Source organism: Nocardia sp. NPDC060259, assembly GCF_042728775.1.
In the GTDB taxonomy this organism is placed as follows: Bacteria; Actinomycetota; Actinomycetes; order Mycobacteriales; family Mycobacteriaceae; genus Nocardia.
In genome coordinates, this window is sequence record NZ_JBHXAY010000032.1 from 1 (window position 1) to 15,502 (window position 15,502).

The window sequence follows — 15,502 nt, forward strand, 5'->3', positions numbered from 1 at the left end:
GCGGGAGGATGCAGCGATCACTTTCGCGCAAGGAGAAGGGTTCGAAGAACCGGGCGAAGGCCCGCGCCAAGGTTGCACGCCAGCACGCCAAGGTTGGGGACCGGCGCAGGGACTGGCACCACAGTCGCCAGACCGCCGCCCGAATATCCCCACAGGGCGACCTGAGTCGTCGGGGTGAGGCCGAGCGGGGCGAAGCCGAGCGCGGCCCTGATCCCGTCCAGCGCCCGGTACCCGGGCTCGCGCGCCGCGCCGAACCGCCCGCCCAGACCTTCGTGATCGGGCACCGATACCGCCCAGCCCTGCCGCAAGGCCATGGCGATGATCGGCAGCTCGAGCGGCGCGATGGACCCGGTGGTCTTCGCGCCGAGCCGCAGGGCGTAGGACGGAAAGCATTGGGGCGCAACGGCATCGATGGCGCACTGGAAGGACACCAGCGGACGCGGATGTGCCGGGTCGGCGCCCCATGGCAGCAGCACCGTGGTGACCGCCAGCTCCGGCTCGCCGTCGAGATCGCAGGTGCGGTACAGCAGCTGCCAGGCCGCGATGCGCTGCCGCACCAGCCCGAACAGGGCCACATCCACCGCGCGCGTCCGCACCACCGTCCCCGGCGCGAGCGACTCGATGTCCGGCGGCGCGACGTAGAACGGGTCGTCGGGCGGTAGCAGCGGCGCGGTGCTCCAGACCGTCAGCGCCGGGGCATTGACGGTCATAGGCTGCCGCCGCCACCGAAGAACCAGGGGTTGAATGTACAAGCCAAGGTAGGACTGCCTTCCGGATCGAGGGCACGCAGCGCGATCGAGGTGGCGCGCGGCGAATACATCATGGTCAGGTGGTCGGAAACGTCCTGCTCACAGCCGTCCTGCAGGGCGATGTTCGCCACGGTCGCGTCCGGCCCGGCCCGCAGGAAGGCGAGGTCGATGGGATTCATCACCTCGTCGTAGCGGGAAGCGACCACGGTGTAGTCGACGCCGGGCACTGTGTCACCAGTGGCGTTGAGGGTGGTGTAGAACGACGAGCCGACGGCCTGCTCGATATTGGCGACGCCGACGATCGGCCGGTAGAAGCCGAGGATGTCGATGCCCGCGTTGTTGATCATGCGACCGAGGGTCGCGAGGCCGAGCAGCGCGGTGCCGTGGTGGGTGGCGCCGAGGCTGACCAGCTTGCCGACCTTGCCCTCGCCGCCCTCGAACTTCAGGTAGTGATTGGCGATGGTGCCGCCCTGGGAGTGGCCGACGATGTCGACCTGGTCGGACCCGGTGGCCGCGCGCACGCGCTCGATGAACGCGGCGACCTGGCGCGAGGAGTCGGCCATCGGGCCGACGCCGTAGCGGCCCGGCAGCACGGCGCCGAGTCCGCCGCCCTCGAGCAGCGCGGACTTGCCGAAGTTCAGGGTGAACACGCAGTACCCGGCCTTCGCCAGGCGCGGCGAAAGGTAGGAGAAGGTGTCGTAGGCGTTGAGCCAGGTGCCGTGCAGCAGCACGACCGGGCGCGGATGCTGCGCGGTCGGCTTGCAATCCCAGCGGTTGGCGCCGGGCGGCGCGGCGTCGGGGTGCAGCAATCCGTAGGCGAAGGCGGGCAGGTAGGCCGACATCTCGGGGCCCTCGCCGACCGCGTCGGAGGAAACGCTGCCCGACGAACCCGAGCTGCTGCCCGAGGCGCTGCCGGTGTCGGCGATGGCGGTGGGGCGACGGCCGTCGGTGGCCGTGGTCATGGTGGCGTTCAGGTAGTCGGCCATCGAGGCGATGGTCGGTTCCAGCGCGGGTTCCGCGGCGGCCGGGCCGCCCCCCAGAACCGAGGCCGCGGTCAGGCCCGCGGCGATGCCGAGTCCGCACAGGGTGCGGCGCAGGGAATGCGTCGTTGCAAACATTGAGGTCACTTCCGTCGAACCGCGCCGGCCGACGGTGGCTCGGACGCGCTCTGCGAATCTATGACCCGCGCCACATCGCTGTCACTGCACGGTGCACCGAGAAAACGCGCGGGAGCTTAGCGCTGGAACCAAGTTCTGTGCGTTTTCGATGGGACTGCCCCCTCGCGCCCTGTTCTCGGACACAATCGAGGCATGCTCGCCGAACACCCCGTTTCCGCACCACCCGCTTTGACCGCTCGCCTCCTGACGCGCTGGCCCCAGATCGCCGAGCGCATGCTCGCCGAAGGCCTCGGCGCCACCGCGCCCGCCGAGCTGCCTCCCGGTCATTTCACCGCCGAAGTCCTGCCGACCATCTATGCGTGCGGACGGGCCGTGCTCGAGGCGATCGCCGCCGAGCGAGAGTTCACCCAGGCCGAGGTGGCCACGTTCGTCGCGCCCGTCGCCGAGCGGCACGCCGAGGACCGGCTGCCGCTGCCGATGCTGATCGGCGCGATCCACGGATCGGCGCAATCGGTGCTGGCCGAGGCGTCGGCGCTGGCCGAGCCGACGGAGATGGAGGATCTGATCCTGGTCGGCAGCAGGCTGCTCGACCTGCTGCGCCATATCAACATAACCGTGGTCGAGACCTACACCGAGGTCGAGCAGTCGATCTACCACGCCGAACGCGAGGCCAGGCGGGAACTGTGTTCGGCGCTGGTGCGCGGCCTGCCCGCCGAAGAGCTCGCCGCGCGCGCCGACACCGTTCTCGCCGACCAGTACACGGTGCTCGCGATCCGCCTCAGCGAGCCCGCGCGCACCGGCAGCGCGGCCAACCTGGTGACGCGGCGCCGGATCCGGGTGCTCCAGCGCGCGCTCGACGAACTCACCGGCACCACGACTCCGGCCACCTTCGACGGCGCCAACGGCATCGCGTTGCTGAGCAACAGCTCAGAGACCGGTGCCCTCGACGCGCAGCGCTTCGACAACCTCGCCGCGCGGCTGGCCGAGCAGTTCGGGGTGCCGGTGTATCTGGCCGAGTTCTCCGGTGTCAGCCGCGACGGCATCCCGGCCGCGGCGAAGGACGCGACCGAACTCACCGAGCTGGCGCGGCTGCGCGGCAGACCGGGCGGCTGCTACCGCCTCGACGACCTGCTGCTGGAGTACCAGCTCACCCGGCCCGGCCCGGCGCGCGAACGCCTGGCGCAACGGGTGATTCCGCTGCTCGGCAGTCCGCACCTGGTCGAGGCATTGGAAGCGCACCTGCGCCACGGCGCCGACCGCAAGACGGCCTCACGGCGTATTCACGTGCACCCCAACACCTTCACCTACCGGCTGCGCCGGATCGCCGATCTCACCGGCCTCGACCCGGCCGATCCCACGGATTCCCGGATGCTGGCCGCCGCGCTCACCGTGCACCGGCTCGACTCGGCGCAGCGACCCGGCGAGGATCAGCAGGCCTGACCGTCAGCCGTCGGCGACCTCGCCGCGCCCTGACCTGTGACTTTCGCTCTCTACACTGGATCGGCGGCCCGCCTACCTGCGCACCGGCAACGGAAAGGATTCGCCATGACGACGACAACAACGACCACACCCACGGATGCGGGACTGCTGGTCCTGCGTCTCGGCGTCGGCGCGACCATGGCCGCGCACGGCACCCAGAAACTGTTCGGCTGGTTCGACGGCAGTGGCCTGTCCGGTACCGAGAAGTTCTTCGCCGCGAAGGGCTATCCGATGGCCGACACCTTCGCCGTCGTGGCCGGGCTGTGCGAGACCCTCGGAGGCATCGGCCTGATACTCGGCCTGCTGACCCCGCTGGCCGCGGCGGCGATCCTGGGCACGATGCTCAACGCGATCGCGGTGAAATGGGGCGGCTTCTTCTCGCCCCAAGGTGTCGAGTACGAGGTGATCCTGGCGGTGGCCGCGACCAGCCTGGCTCTCACCGGTGCGGGCGGTTTCGCCCTCGACCGGTTCGTCCCCGGGCTGCGCAACTACAAACTCAGCTACGGCTTGGCGGCTATTGCGCTCGCACTGATCACGGCGGGAATCGTGCTGCTCATCCGAAATTGAGAAACAACGAAAAAACCCGCTATTCGACGTGTGCATCGAATAGCGGGTATTCCGTTTCCCGACAAGGAAAGTCTAACTACAGCGCGCTTTACAGGTAGGCGCTGCACACCGGCCAGGCGCCGGGACCCTGCGCGGCCAGCACGTTCTCGGCGACGCGGATCTGCTCCTCGCGGCTGGCGTTGTCGGCAGTGCCGGCGCCACCGTAGGCCTCCCAGGTGCTCTGCGAGAACTGCAGGCCGCCGTAGTAGCCGTTACCGGTGTTGATGTTCCAGTTGCCCGTGCTCTCGCACTGCGCCACGGCGTCCCAGTTGTTCGCCGAGGCGGTAGCGGTGGTCAGACCGGCCGGAACGGCGATCATCGCGCCGGCGACAGCGGCGAAACCAAGGGCACGAGTGGTGAACTTGCGATTGAAAGACATAAGAATTCCTGCCTGCGCCCACCGGCTCGGTGATGGAAACTACCGCGTCCCTGCCCCTCAGGAATGTCGGGGATCCTCGAATCGCGGGGCAGGCTTTCCGGTGTTCTGCGATTCGATTCGGCTCGGGTTGTTGTTCAAGCCGTGACCGAATGTAGCCGGAATGCGAGCTGAGATCACGCCCCGATCACGAGTGCATCTGTAGCAGCCTTTGCCCAAAGGAACAGTGTTCCCCGCAGGTCGTCCGTGACAAATCCGTAATCACATTACTGTCGTTATACGACCGCAATGTGGCCGGGATCACACGGTTATAGAGGTCCGGGTCACGTTTCGTTCCCGGCAATTCGGGCATCGATGGCCCGTGGGGGGTCAGCGGTAGTCGGGGTTCTCGAAGCCGAATCGGCAGCCCGCGTCCCATGCCGAGCGCTGGTTGCCGTGCGCGGGGATGCCGTTCGCATCGCGCAACATCCTGGCCATATGCAGGAGATTCCAGGTCATGAAGGTGGTGTTGCGGTTGGTGAAGTCGTTCTCCGGGCCGCCCGACCCCGGCTCGAGATAGGACGGACCTGGCCCCGCCTCGCCGATCCAGCCCGCGTCGGCCTGCGGCGGAATGGTGTAGCCCAGATGCTGGAGGCTGTAGAGGATGTTCATCGCGCAGTGCTTGAGCCCGTCCTCGTTGCCGGTGATCACGCAGCCACCGACCTTGCCGTAATAGGCGTATTGACCGGCCGCGTTGAGCAGGTGCGAGTTGCCGTAGAGGCGTTCGATCACCCGCTTGGTGACCGAGCTGTTGTCACCGAGCCAGATCGGCCCCGCGATCACCAGGATGTCGGCGGCCATCACCTGTTCCTGCAGCGCGGGCCAGTCGTCGGTGGCCCAGCCGTGCTCGGTCATGTCGGGCCAGACGCCGGTGGCGATGTCGTGGTCGACCGCGCGGACGTGCGAGACGGCGACGCCGTTCTCGGCCATGATGTGCGCGCTGACGTCGATGAGGCCCTGCGTATTGCTCGGTTCGGGCGAGCGCTTGAGCGTGCAGTTGATGAACAGGGCCGACAGGTCGTCATAGGTCGCCATGGTCGTTCGGCCTCCTCGAATGGATGACGCGACGAGCGTGACGTTACGTCCGCGATGTCACGCCCGAGGGCGCGGCGCGAACACAGTTGGGCTCAGCGGTGGCCGGTCCGCTCGAAGTACCGCTCGAGGCGGGCGCGCACCGTCGCCCTGGCGCGGTGCAGGATGACCCGCTGGTTGCCTGCGGAGATGTCGAGCAGTTCGCAGACCTCGTCGGCGGAGTAACCCTCGATATCGCGCAGGGTCAGCACCGTGCGGTGGCGTTCGGGCAGGTCGGCAACCGCGGCAACGAGCTGCTGGGTCAGCTCGGCACGCTCGGCGGCGTCCTCGGGCTCGGACCAGGGCTGCGGCTTCTGCCCGATCGCCCAGTGGCCCGGATAGCGGTCGCCGGGCGGACGGAAGCGGCCGGGATCGACGGTCGGCCCCTCATCCTCGGGCAGCAGGGTGGCGAACGGGAGGGTGCGATACTCCTTGATCCCCCGCTTCTTGGCGGTGTTCACCAGGATCCGGTACACCCACGTCTTGAGCGAGGAACGGCCCTCGAACCGGTCGATACCCTGCACCACCGCCAGCCACGCCTCCTGCACGACCTCCTCGGCGGAGGCGTCGGTGGAGACGAACGAGCGTGCCAGGCGCAGCATCGAACCGGACCAGGCATCGACGACCAGGGCGAACGTCGCGTCGACTCCGGCGCGCAGCTCCGCGACGAGCACGTCGTCCGCGGGCAGGGCGCCGTCGTGTCGCACTGGGTCTCCTCGCCGTCACAGCTCGCGTCGCTGGCAGCACAGTACCGCCGGGTGACCGTGTAACGCGCGGATGGGTGCGGGAACGGAAGGCACATGGGAGAGAAGGAGAACACGATGGCACAGCGTCGTACCCGCCGGACCGTTCTGAGTGTGCTGGCGGTGGGGCTCGTGGCCGCTCTCGCGGCCGGACTGTATCTGTTCCAGCCGTGGCGACTGTTCACGACGACCACCGTCGACGAGGCGCCCGTCTCCGCAGTCGGTACGCCGCTGTCGGTGATCGCGACCGGCGAGTTCCGCTCGCACGAGCACGACACGAGTGGCTCGGTACAACTGCAGCGCACGCCGGAGGGCACCCTCGTGCTGCGAATCACCGATCTGCGCACCTCCGACGGTCCCGCGCTGCGCGTCTGGCTCACCGACCAGCCGGTGATCGCCGACGACTGGCACAACTTCGACGACGGCACGCACGTCGATCTGGGCGCGCTGAAGGGCAACGAGGGCAATCAGAACTACGAACTGCCCGCGGGTACGGATCTGTCGACGCTCGCGTCGGTGAGTATCTGGTGTGCCCGCTTCCACGTGTCGTTCGGGGCGGCCACACTGACTCCGGCCTGAGTTCAGGCGGGGCGGTGCCAGTCGCGGAAGGCCGCGAGCAGGCTGGTGCGCGCCTCGCCGGACAGGTGCTCGGGCTCGAGACGGCCGAGGTCACGGGTGGTGCGGCTGATCTGGTCGAGGTAGACCTCGCAGCCGTCGCACTCGGCGATATGGGCGAGGAAGCGCAGCTCGGTGTCCGAATCGAGCACGCCGTCGAGGAAGCGGGTGACCAACTCGACGAATTCGTCGCAGTCCATGCCGGCTCCTCTCGGTCTCTCGGCTCAGCATATTCGCCGCATCGTTCAGAGCCTGTTCGGCCCGCAGCGTTACAGCGCAGTCAGGCGAGCAGTCGCTTCTCCGTCGCGACCGCGACCGCCGCGGCGCGGGTGTCGACGCCGAGCTTGTCGTAGATCCGGCCCAGATGCGTCTTCACCGTGGCCTCGCTGATGTGCAGCGCGCGGGCGATCTCGCGATTGCCGAGACCCTGGGCGAGCTGGCCGAGGATGTCGCGTTCGCGGGCGGTGAGGGTGGGCCCTGGATTGCGCATCTTGGCCATCACCTTGGCGGCGACCGGCGCGGACAGCGCGGTCTGCCCGCTCGCGGCGGCGTGGATGGCGGCGAACAGTTCCTCGGGCCGCTCGGCCTTGAGCAGATAGCCGGTGGCGCCGGCTTCGATGGCGCGGGTGATGTCGGCGTCGGTGTCGTAGGTGGTGAGGACCAGGACATGCGGGGTGGGCGCGGGCTGCGCGGTGATCCGCCGGGTCGCCTCGACGCCGTCCATCTCACTACCCAGCTGCAGATCCATCAGCACCACATCCGGACGCAGGCTCGCCGCGAGCGCGACCGCCGCCGGGCCGTCGGCCGCCTCCCCGATCACCTCGATATCGGGCGCGCTCGACAGCAGCGCGTGCAGTCCGGCGCGGACCACCGCGTGATCGTCGCAGATCAACAGGCGTACGGCGGGATTCACAAGTGCCGATGCTAGCGCGAGCTCCCCTCCAGCACAGCGTTCCTCATTGCGCACAGTGTGCGGTAGTCGTACAGTGTTCGACATGACGAACAACGTGCGAAACGAGCGGGGCGAGCAGCGAGCGGACAGCGCACCCGGCCCGATCGCGGCGTTCGCGCGGTTCGTGGTCTGCGGCGGTGGTCTCGGGCTCGCGTCGAGCGTTGCGGTGGCGCAGCTGGCCGGGGTCATGCCGTGGGCGGTCGCGAACGCCGTCGTCACGGTCGCGTCGACGGTCCTCGGCACGGTGCTGCACGCGCTGATCACCTTCGGCGGGCGCGCGCTGCCGGGGTGGCGCGAGCATCTGCAGTCGGCCGGATCGGCGGCGGCCGCCTACGCGGTGACCAGTGCCGCGATGTTCGTCCTGTTCGCCGTGCAGGCGGCGCCCGGGGCCATCACCGAGCAGGTCGTGTATCTGTCGGCGTCGGGGATCGCCGGGATCGGACGGTTCCTCGTCCTGCGCACGCTCGTCTTCGCCGAGGTGCGCACGATCGCCGCTCCGCCTGCGTCGGCACCGCCGAGGATGCGCCCGAGCACGGCACGGCTGTCGCTACCGGCTCCCCGCCCCCACCGGTACTGGGTGCCGGCAGCGGCGTAGTCGGCGCGGGAAGGTTCAGCCCACGACCAGCGGAATGGCGACCGACAGTACGGTCCCGTCCCCCGGCGCCGATTCGATCGCGCAGGTCCCGCCGAGCTGGCGCACTCTCGCCCGGATCGCGGGCAGCCCGTGTCCGCGATGCTCGGCCGGATCGTCCAGGTCATCGGGATCGAAGCCGCGGCCGTCATCGGCCACATCGAGGACGATCTGATCCTCGAGGCTGGTCAGCGTGATGATCGCGGCCGATGCCCGCGCGTGCTCGCGGACATTGGCGAGCGCGCCCTGGGCCACGCGGAGCAAGGTCGCCTCGACCCGCTGCGGCAGCGGTCCCGGGGTGCCTTCCAGATGACAGCGCACCGTCAGCGTGTCGGAGGTCTCGCGTTCCGCGAGCGCGGTCAGCGCCGCGGCGAGGGAACCGCCCGCCGCGAGGTCGGCGGGGGCGAGGTCGTGGACGAACCGCCGGGCCTCGGTCAGATCACGTTCGGCGATCTCGGCGGCCGAGCGCAGATGGGTGCGGGCCAGCGCGGGATCGGAGTCCCACACCAGGTCGGCGGCCTGCAACAGCATGCGCTGGCTCGACAACCCCTGGGCGAGAGTGTCGTGGATTTCCATGGCGAGGCGTTCGCGTTCGGCGAGCGTGCCTTCGCGACGTTCGGTCTCGGCCAGTTCCTGCCTGGTGCGCACGAGGTCGTCGATGAGCGCGGCCTGCTGCTCGGTCTGGCGGCGCATGCCGACGAACAGCACCGTCGTCACCGCGGCGACCGCGGGCGGGGCGAGCACCAGATTCGGATCCAGCCACCCGGCTATGCGCACCTGACTGAACACCACGAGCGCGGTGAGCACGACGACCAGCGTCACCGCGACCCGCACCGACAGAATCCGCAGTCCGGTGTACACCAACGGCACCGCGCACCAGGCGAAACTGGGCGCCAGCACCACCAGCACCGACCAGGTCGCCACCAGCAGCGCGAACCACACCACCCGACGCGAGTGCCGCAGCTCGCTCATCGCGTACAGCACCGCGAGCAGCAGTGCGAGGGCGACGACCAGCGGCGTCGAGCGGGTCTCGCTGTGCCGGATCAGCCAGCGCATGAGCGACGCGGCGAGCAGTACGTAGAACGTGCTGTAGACGATGACAGCGAGCAGCCGCGTATCGTCGCTCTGGTCGCCGAGCGTGCTCCTCATCGGTACCTCCCGTCCACGTCCCGCTGGGCAAACTCCCCCATTCTCCCCCGCTGACCGGCTGCCACGGGTCAACCGATCGGTTGACCCCGGTGTCCCCCGATCCGGCCGGGGAAGTACAGCCACTTCGTCGATTCGCCGGACGCGCCGGGCGAACAGGATGGGTATCAACAGGCCACGGCAGACCGCCGGCAGGCCGAGATCCCTACAGGAGCAGCCATGACCGCCAAGTCCAGCACCCGCAACCGCCTCATCATCGCCGGGGCCACCGCCGGTGTCGTCGCTGCCGGTGTGGTCGGCGTCGTGACCGTCCAGGCACAGGACCAGGACCCGGCCACCCGCACCCCCGTTGTGGCCAATGCCGCCGACGCCAACCTGACCCAGAGCACCCACCTGTCGATCGCCGCGGCCACCAAGGCCGCGCAGACCGCCCTCGACGCGGCCGCCAAGGAGAACCAGCGGGTCAGCGTCGCGGTCGTCGACCGCAACGGCAATGTCATCGTCACCCTGCGCGGCGACGGCGCGGGCCCGCAGTCCTACGACGCCGCCCAGCAGAAGGCCTTCACCGCCGTCTCGTGGAACGCCCCGACCACCGAGCTGACCAAGCGCCTCGAGTCCGCCCCGCACCTGGCCGACATCGACGGCACCCTGTTCCTCGGCGGCGGCGCCCCCGTCAAGGCCAACGGCGCCCCGATCGCGGGCATCGGCGTGGCGGGCGCCCCCAGCGGCGACCTGGACGAGAAGTTCGCCCAGGCAGGCGTCGCCTCCCTCGCCAAGTAGTCACCACGCGAACGGCCCGATGACCTCCCGGCGGTCATCGGGCCGTCGGCGTCTGTTCACTGCCCCTGCCAGCGTCCCCAATCCCGTTGCGCATGCAGCGCGGCAGGGTCCATGACACCCCAGATCCGGATCTCGAATCGGTAGTCACCGGGCTGCGGTTCGAGGATCCCCGCCACCGCGTGCACCCCGGGTGTCGGTGGATACACCGGGCGCAGCCCGAGGACACCGGCCCATTGATCGACCACCCGACCCGGATGCTGCGGAAGGTGGCTACCGGCCTGCCCTTCGACCGACAGCACCGCCTCCCTGTCGTCGTCGCTCGTCACCGACGGCGCGACGAACCAATTCAACGGCAGCAACCCACGCGCTCGGCCGAGTTCGTTGAGATGAACGGCGACAGCAGCTTCGATCGCCGTACTCAACTGAGACAAATCCATGACACAGATATAGCGTGCCGACTCCGCCACCGCACCGCGGGCGGCAGGCACACCCTATTCGGTGGCACGCCGCGCCCGAGCCCGGCGCTTCCCCTCGTGCATGGCCTGCACCCTGGCAATCGGAATGGTGTGCCCCTCGGCGACCAGGTCGGCCGGAAGCTTGTGCGGTGCAGGCATTTCCGTAGCCCATGGGTCGGTGTCACCGAGCAGGTTCGGCACGCTACGCAGCGTGAAATCGGCCGGGGTGACATCGTCGATATCGTTCCAGCGCAACGGAAACGACACCGGGACGCCCGGCCGGATGCGCGGGCTGTAGGCCGCGATGACGGTGGCACCGCCCGCCCGGGTGGAATCGAGGAAGACCTTGCCGTGGCGGTCTTCCTTGATGAACGCGGTCGTACCGACGGACGGATCGATCCGTTCGGCCCGCGCCGCGATCGCCCGGGTCGCCGCCGCCGCGTCCTCGATCGCGATCCCCGGCTCCACCGGCACGAACACGTGTAAACCCTTGGCCCCACTGGTCTTCACCGCACCGTCGAGCCCGTCGGCGACGAGCGCGGCCCGGATCAGGTGGGCGCCTGCCGCGGCATCACGAAATGTCTGCCCCGGTGACGGATCGAGATCGAGTACCAGATGCGTCGGCCCCGCACTGTGATCGACCGGCAGCAACGTCGGGTGGTACTCCACCGCACGCTGATTGCCGAACCACAACAGCGTCCGCTCGTCATTACCCAGCGCGTAGGTGACCTCCCGATGCGAACTCTCCGCCCACACCGTCACCCGCGGCACCCACTCCGGCGTGTACTTGGGCAGATTCTTCTGCATGAACGGCTCCTGCCCCGGCCGCACCCGCACCACCGACAACGGCCGATCCCGCAACACCCGCACCAGCCGCTCCACCGCGAACTCGAGATAGTCGACCAGATCCCGCTTGGTCGCCTCGGCTCCGTCGAACAACGCCTGATCGAGATTCGACATCTCGACCCCACCCCGCACCTCTTTGCCGGTCATCGCCCCACCCTCCCCCGGCTACCCGGGCAGGTCAACCACCGGCTGACGTCGTCGCGCGAATCAACGTCGTGCTTTCGCCGTAATCCGGTCTGCGCAATGATGGACCCGACTTCGAACACTGCGTAGCGTCGCCGCGACCGGTCCGCGGATCGCCCATGCTGCCACGAGGAGACGTCATGGCTACCGATCAGAGTTTGCTGCACCGTTTCGTCATCTCCCAGCTCGATGCTGCCGGGCTGGATCGTGCGCGGCTGATTCGGGACGCGGGTGTCCCGGATTGGTCGATGACCGGTGACGACGTGCACCTGCCCAGCACGACATTCTCCCGGCTGTGGGAGATCGGCGAACATCGCCTCGGCCCTGACGTCGCCCTGCAGGTCGCCCGTCGCTACGAGCTGTCCAGCCTTGGCCTGTACGACTACCTGTTCGCCTCCGCGCCGACGCTGGGTGCCGGGCTGGCCACCTGCGGGCCCCACATCACCGCGGTCACCACCAATCACCGGTTCGACCTGGTCGCCGAGACCGAGAACGAGTCCACCCTCTATCTCGAGATGCTCGATGGCGACGGCCGTGGAAGGGATCACACCCAACTGTGGGGACTGTCGGCCGTGCTGAGCCGCGCCCGCCGGGTCGTCGAGGATCCCTTGAACCCGGTGCGTGTCTCGCTGCGCCAGGCCGCTCCCCCGGATGTCGACGGCTTCCGCGACGTATTCGGTTCCGCCACGCTGGAATTCGAGGCCCCTACCGACTCGATGACTTTCCGTGCCGCAGATCTGGATCTGCCCCTGACCACCGCCGATCCGGTACTGGCCGCAGTCCTGCGGCCACTGGCCGCCGCGCTGCCACCCCCGCCGACCCTCGCCGAGGCCTGGCCCGAACGGGTGGCCGTCGCAGTGGACAAGGCCATCGAGGCCGGGGAGGTCTCCCTGAACAGTGTCGCCCGGATCCTCACCGTCAGCCCCCGGACCCTGCAGCGACGACTGACCGAGTCGGGCACGACCTGGCGGGCCGAACTGGATCGGGCTCGCAGCGCCCGGTTGTCACGAGCGGTGTCCGCGGAGTCGCTCAGCGGCCCCAGGCAGGCCGAACTCCTCGGCTACTCCGATGCCGGCTCGTTGCGCCGGGCGGCCCGGCGCTGGTCGGCGGGTTCCCATCCGGCGCGGAGTCTCACGTCCTGAGATAGGTCGAGGCGATCCGCCAGAAGGTTTCCTTCTCCATCAAGTGGAAGTCCCACCCCTCGGTGATGTCCCGGAACGCAGCGACGATCCCGGCTACGTCGAAGTCGTCGCGGGTTGCGGTTCCCTTCGCCTCCAGCGCGGAAATCACAAAGGCGGTGGCACTCTCCCTCGTCACAGACACCGCATGCTCCCCTCGTTCGCAGACTGACCACACGAACCGTAAGTCTCGAATTCCATCGGGGCTGCGACAAGGACAGAATGCGCCAACCTCACGCCGAACGCGCCAACCTCATCGCCTGGCGGTGTGCACGATGCCCCGACGACGAACCGGCCCGCCACCTCGAACACCGCCTGGCGGGTTCGCGCCGCCATGTCCTGGCGTAGCGACGAGGAAAAGGCGGTCACCAGCCGTTTTGGTCGATTGCCCGGTCGTCGGCTATCGTATGTTCCGCGCGGTTCACGAAGGTGAACTGTTGTTCTGGCCCCGTCGTCTAGCGGCCTAGGACGCCGCCCTCTCAAGGCGGTAGCGCGGGTTCAAATCCCGTCGGGGCTACAACGAACTCCCCGGTCATCGCGACCGGGGAGTTTTTTTGTGCCCTCCGTGCGACATATTGACAGATGTTGCATCCTCCATACACTGAGGGAGATGTTGCACCAGGAGGTGACGTGACCGAGCAGACGACACTGGGACAGCGCCTGGCGGACATCGCCGCCCGCCCCGACGTGATCACCGCGTTCAAGGCAGCGCGATCCGGATTCCTGGCGGGCCGCAGGCTGGAGATGAAGGAACTCGCCGACGAGCTCGGCGTCAACCGGGCCACCCTGTTCCGCTGGGTCGGCGGCCGCGACGAGCTGCTGGCCGAGGTGATCTGGTCGGTCGCCGAACCGACCCTGCGCCGCGCCGCCGCCGCCGCGGCCGGACACGGCGCGCGCCGGATCGCCACGGTCCTCGGCGATTTCGCCCAGGCCGTCAACACCTCCGACGCCTTCCGCCCATTCCTGCGCCGCGAACCCGAACGCGCGCTGCGCCTGCTCACCACCAGGGCAGGCTCGGTGCAGCGGCGCTTCGTCGCGTTCATCGCCGACCTGCTCACCGAGGAGATCTCGGCGGGCGCGCTCGATCCGCCGCTGCCGGTGCCGGAACTGGCGCTGCTGCTGGCGCGGATCACCGAGACCTTCATCTACGCCGATGTCATCAGCGGAGAGGAACCCGACGCGGCCAAGGTCATCCAGGCGTCGCTGGTTCTGCTGGGCGAACGGCCCGAACAGTAGGACACGAAAGGAAACCCATGCAGCGCACCATCTACACCGAGGACCACGAGGCCTTCCGCGCCTCGGTCGCCGAATTCGTCAAGCGCTCGATCGAGCCCAACGCCGAACGCTTCGCCGACGAGCGCGCGATCGACCGCGAGACCTGGCTGGCCGCAGGCGAACTCGGCTACCTCGGCCTCGGTGTGCCGGAGGAGTTCGGCGGCAGCGACGCCGGCGACTACCGGTTCAACGCGGTGCTCGGCGAGGAACTCGCCAAAGCCGGTGCGGCGCTGTCGTCCTCGTTCGGCATCCACTACGACGTGTGCGCGCCCTACCTGGTGGAACTGACCACCGACGAGCAGAAGCGGCGCTGGCTGCCCAAGTTCTGCACCGGCGAGATCATCACCGCCATCGGCATGACCGAGCCGTCGGGCGGCTCCGACCTGGCCGCGCTCAAGACCACCGCGGTCCGCGACGGTGACGACTGGATCATCAACGGCTCGAAGACCTTCATCACCAACGGTTTCAACGCCGACCTGGTGATCGTCGCCGCCCGCACCAGCCCGGAGAAGAAGGCCAAGGGCATCACGCTGTTCGCGGTGGAGAACGGCATGGACGGTTTCACCCGCGGCCGCAAGCTCGACAAGGTCGGCCAGCCCGAATCCGACACCGCCGAACTGTTCTTCGACAATGTCCGGGTCCCCGACGCCAACCGGATCGGCGAGGTCGACCGCGGCTTCATCGCGATGATGGAACGGCTGCCGCAGGAGCGCATCGGCGCCGCGATCTCCAATATCGCGCACGCCGCGGCGATTCTGGACGAGACCCTCGCCTACGCCAAGGAGCGCAAGGCGTTCGGGCAGCAGATCGGCAGCTTCCAGTACAACAAGTTCCTCTTCGCCGAGCTGGTCACCAAGATCGAAGTGACGCAGGCGTTCGTCGATCAGGGTGTCACCGCCCATGCCGAGGGCACGCTGTCCGCGGTCGACGCCGCGAAGGCCAAGTGGTGGTCGGCGCAGATCCAGAACGACGTGCTCGACGCGTGTGTGCAGCTGCACGGCGGCTACGGCTACATGCGCGAGTACCGGGTCGCGCGGGCCTGGATGGACGCCAGGGTCACCAAGATCTGGGCGGGCTCCAACGAGATCATGAAGGAGCTCATCGGCCGCGATCTCGGCCTGTAGGGACGCCGCCGATCCCGGCGGGCCCGGAGGCGGTAGCGGAGCGTGACCACGCAGGGCCCTCGGGGGTCGGCGCCATGAGGTAGTGCGTCGGGGGCCCCCGCAGAACACCCCGCGCGCCCGGGCGCCCGGGGGGGGT

18 protein-coding genes, 1 tRNA gene and 1 pseudogene are annotated in these 15,502 nt (G+C 68.7%); 9 read left to right on the forward strand and 11 right to left on the reverse strand.

The features are described 5' to 3' along the window. Window positions 1-17: 17 nt before the first annotated feature. Together ACFWF2_RS14925 and ACFWF2_RS14930 are read right to left on the reverse strand one after the other, a co-directional pair. Complete coding sequence (locus ACFWF2_RS14925; protein WP_379308005.1) at window positions 18-710, reverse strand: lipase family protein; 693 nt, start codon at window positions 708-710, stop codon at window positions 18-20. Then, entirely contained in the window at window positions 707-1,867 is a 1,161-nt protein-coding gene (locus ACFWF2_RS14930) for an esterase/lipase family protein (protein ID WP_379308006.1), read from the reverse strand. The genes ACFWF2_RS14925 and ACFWF2_RS14930 overlap by 4 nt, the downstream gene beginning before the upstream one ends. Before the next feature lie 192 nt (window positions 1,868-2,059). Here ACFWF2_RS14930 and ACFWF2_RS14935 point away from each other — a divergent pair, with 192 nt between their 5' ends. After that, entirely contained in the window at window positions 2,060-3,307 is a 1,248-nt protein-coding gene (locus ACFWF2_RS14935; protein ID WP_379308007.1) for a PucR family transcriptional regulator, read from the forward strand. A 105-nt stretch (window positions 3,308-3,412) separates the two neighbouring features. Further along, window positions 3,413-3,913: a DoxX family protein gene (locus tag ACFWF2_RS14940; RefSeq protein WP_379308008.1), complete on the forward strand. Its 501-nt coding sequence runs from the start codon at window positions 3,413-3,415 to the stop codon at window positions 3,911-3,913. Between the two features lie 91 nt (window positions 3,914-4,004). On the opposite strand, the pseudogene ACFWF2_RS14945 reads toward ACFWF2_RS14940, so the two are convergent. The 3 genes and pseudogenes from ACFWF2_RS14945 to ACFWF2_RS14955 form a co-directional block, all read right to left on the reverse strand. After that, window positions 4,005-4,331: pseudogene (locus tag ACFWF2_RS14945) on the reverse strand (transglycosylase family protein); the annotation flags it as partial. 366 nt (window positions 4,332-4,697) lie between these two features. Continuing rightward, complete coding sequence (locus tag ACFWF2_RS14950) at window positions 4,698-5,402, reverse strand: flavodoxin family protein (protein ID WP_379308009.1); 705 nt, start codon at window positions 5,400-5,402, stop codon at window positions 4,698-4,700. A 92-nt stretch (window positions 5,403-5,494) separates the two neighbouring features. Then, complete coding sequence (locus tag ACFWF2_RS14955; protein ID WP_379308010.1) at window positions 5,495-6,145, reverse strand: RNA polymerase sigma factor; 651 nt, start codon at window positions 6,143-6,145, stop codon at window positions 5,495-5,497. Window positions 6,146-6,259: 114 nt separating this feature from the next. On the opposite strand from ACFWF2_RS14955, the gene ACFWF2_RS14960 reads away from it, so the two are divergent. Beyond that, entirely contained in the window at window positions 6,260-6,760 is a 501-nt protein-coding gene (locus ACFWF2_RS14960) for a DM13 domain-containing protein (RefSeq protein ID WP_379308011.1), read from the forward strand. 2 nt (window positions 6,761-6,762) lie between these two features. On the opposite strand, the gene ACFWF2_RS14965 is transcribed toward ACFWF2_RS14960, so the two are convergent. Together ACFWF2_RS14965 and ACFWF2_RS14970 are read right to left on the reverse strand one after the other, a co-directional pair. Then, window positions 6,763-6,996: an anti-sigma factor family protein gene (locus ACFWF2_RS14965; RefSeq protein ID WP_379308012.1), complete on the reverse strand. Its 234-nt coding sequence runs from the start codon at window positions 6,994-6,996 to the stop codon at window positions 6,763-6,765. Between the two features lie 80 nt (window positions 6,997-7,076). Further along, a complete protein-coding gene (locus tag ACFWF2_RS14970; protein ID WP_379308013.1) occupies window positions 7,077-7,709 on the reverse strand; it encodes a response regulator in 633 nt (210 codons plus the stop codon). Between the two features lie 82 nt (window positions 7,710-7,791). On the opposite strand from ACFWF2_RS14970, the gene ACFWF2_RS14975 reads away from it, so the two are divergent. Next, window positions 7,792-8,343 carry a hypothetical protein gene (locus ACFWF2_RS14975; RefSeq protein ID WP_379308014.1) on the forward strand — a complete coding sequence of 184 codons (552 nt, stop codon included), beginning with the start codon at window positions 7,792-7,794 and terminating at the stop codon, window positions 8,341-8,343. A gap of 15 nt (window positions 8,344-8,358) precedes the next feature. Here the strand turns inward: ACFWF2_RS14975 and ACFWF2_RS14980 are convergent, their stop codons facing one another. Next, the gene (locus ACFWF2_RS14980; protein ID WP_379308015.1) at window positions 8,359-9,528 is read right to left on the reverse strand and encodes a sensor histidine kinase; all 1,170 of its coding nucleotides are present in this window, start codon (window positions 9,526-9,528) and stop codon (window positions 8,359-8,361) included. A 216-nt stretch (window positions 9,529-9,744) separates the two neighbouring features. Here ACFWF2_RS14980 and ACFWF2_RS14985 point away from each other — a divergent pair, with 216 nt between their 5' ends. Continuing rightward, a complete protein-coding gene (locus ACFWF2_RS14985) occupies window positions 9,745-10,305 on the forward strand; it encodes a heme-binding protein (protein WP_379308016.1) in 561 nt (186 codons plus the stop codon). A gap of 56 nt (window positions 10,306-10,361) precedes the next feature. Here the strand turns inward: ACFWF2_RS14985 and ACFWF2_RS14990 are convergent, their stop codons facing one another. Both ACFWF2_RS14990 and ACFWF2_RS14995 read right to left on the reverse strand, forming a co-directional pair. Continuing rightward, window positions 10,362-10,727 carry a hypothetical protein gene (locus tag ACFWF2_RS14990; RefSeq protein ID WP_379308017.1) on the reverse strand — a complete coding sequence of 122 codons (366 nt, stop codon included), beginning with the start codon at window positions 10,725-10,727 and terminating at the stop codon, window positions 10,362-10,364. 69 nt (window positions 10,728-10,796) lie between these two features. After that, window positions 10,797-11,753, reverse strand: coding sequence for a DNA polymerase domain-containing protein (locus ACFWF2_RS14995; protein ID WP_379308018.1), 957 nt, complete (start codon window positions 11,751-11,753; stop codon window positions 10,797-10,799). Between the two features lie 176 nt (window positions 11,754-11,929). Between ACFWF2_RS14995 and ACFWF2_RS15000 the strand changes: the two genes are divergently transcribed. Next, window positions 11,930-12,931 carry an AraC family transcriptional regulator ligand-binding domain-containing protein gene (locus tag ACFWF2_RS15000; RefSeq protein WP_379308019.1) on the forward strand — a complete coding sequence of 334 codons (1,002 nt, stop codon included), beginning with the start codon at window positions 11,930-11,932 and terminating at the stop codon, window positions 12,929-12,931. On the opposite strand, the gene ACFWF2_RS15005 is transcribed toward ACFWF2_RS15000, so the two are convergent. Next, window positions 12,921-13,112 carry a hypothetical protein gene (locus tag ACFWF2_RS15005; RefSeq protein WP_379308020.1) on the reverse strand — a complete coding sequence of 64 codons (192 nt, stop codon included), beginning with the start codon at window positions 13,110-13,112 and terminating at the stop codon, window positions 12,921-12,923. The genes ACFWF2_RS15000 and ACFWF2_RS15005 overlap by 11 nt on opposite strands. Window positions 13,113-13,411: 299 nt before the next feature. Here ACFWF2_RS15005 and ACFWF2_RS15010 point away from each other — a divergent pair. From ACFWF2_RS15010 to ACFWF2_RS15020, 3 genes are all read left to right on the forward strand, one after another. Then, window positions 13,412-13,484: transfer RNA gene (locus tag ACFWF2_RS15010), tRNA-Glu, on the forward strand. Between the two features lie 113 nt (window positions 13,485-13,597). Further along, the gene (locus tag ACFWF2_RS15015; protein ID WP_379308021.1) at window positions 13,598-14,203 is read left to right on the forward strand and encodes a QsdR family transcriptional regulator; all 606 of its coding nucleotides are present in this window, start codon (window positions 13,598-13,600) and stop codon (window positions 14,201-14,203) included. Between the two features lie 17 nt (window positions 14,204-14,220). Continuing rightward, a complete protein-coding gene (locus ACFWF2_RS15020) occupies window positions 14,221-15,366 on the forward strand; it encodes an acyl-CoA dehydrogenase family protein (protein ID WP_379308022.1) in 1,146 nt (381 codons plus the stop codon). Window positions 15,367-15,502 lie beyond the last annotated feature (136 nt).

Bases quoted from the DNA above. Each gene is read 5' to 3' on its own strand.
- ACFWF2_RS14925 (WP_379308005.1), bottom strand. From the start codon at position 710: ATGACCGTCAATGCCCCGGCGCTGACGGTCTGGAGCACCGCGCCGCTG.
- ACFWF2_RS14930 (WP_379308006.1), bottom strand. From the start codon at position 1,867: ATGTTTGCAACGACGCATTCCCTGCGCCGCACCCTGTGCGGACTCGGC.
- ACFWF2_RS14935 (WP_379308007.1), top strand. From the start codon at position 2,060: ATGCTCGCCGAACACCCCGTTTCCGCACCACCCGCTTTGACCGCTCGC.
- ACFWF2_RS14940 (WP_379308008.1), top strand. From the start codon at position 3,413: ATGACGACGACAACAACGACCACACCCACGGATGCGGGACTGCTGGTC.
- ACFWF2_RS14950 (WP_379308009.1), bottom strand. From the start codon at position 5,402: ATGGCGACCTATGACGACCTGTCGGCCCTGTTCATCAACTGCACGCTC.
- ACFWF2_RS14960 (WP_379308011.1), top strand. From the start codon at position 6,260: ATGGCACAGCGTCGTACCCGCCGGACCGTTCTGAGTGTGCTGGCGGTG.
- ACFWF2_RS14965 (WP_379308012.1), bottom strand. From the start codon at position 6,996: ATGGACTGCGACGAATTCGTCGAGTTGGTCACCCGCTTCCTCGACGGC.
- ACFWF2_RS14975 (WP_379308014.1), top strand. From the start codon at position 7,792: ATGACGAACAACGTGCGAAACGAGCGGGGCGAGCAGCGAGCGGACAGC.
- ACFWF2_RS14980 (WP_379308015.1), bottom strand. From the start codon at position 9,528: ATGAGGAGCACGCTCGGCGACCAGAGCGACGATACGCGGCTGCTCGCT.
- ACFWF2_RS14985 (WP_379308016.1), top strand. From the start codon at position 9,745: ATGACCGCCAAGTCCAGCACCCGCAACCGCCTCATCATCGCCGGGGCC.
- ACFWF2_RS14995 (WP_379308018.1), bottom strand. From the start codon at position 11,753: ATGACCGGCAAAGAGGTGCGGGGTGGGGTCGAGATGTCGAATCTCGAT.
- ACFWF2_RS15000 (WP_379308019.1), top strand. From the start codon at position 11,930: ATGGCTACCGATCAGAGTTTGCTGCACCGTTTCGTCATCTCCCAGCTC.
- ACFWF2_RS15020 (WP_379308022.1), top strand. From the start codon at position 14,221: ATGCAGCGCACCATCTACACCGAGGACCACGAGGCCTTCCGCGCCTCG.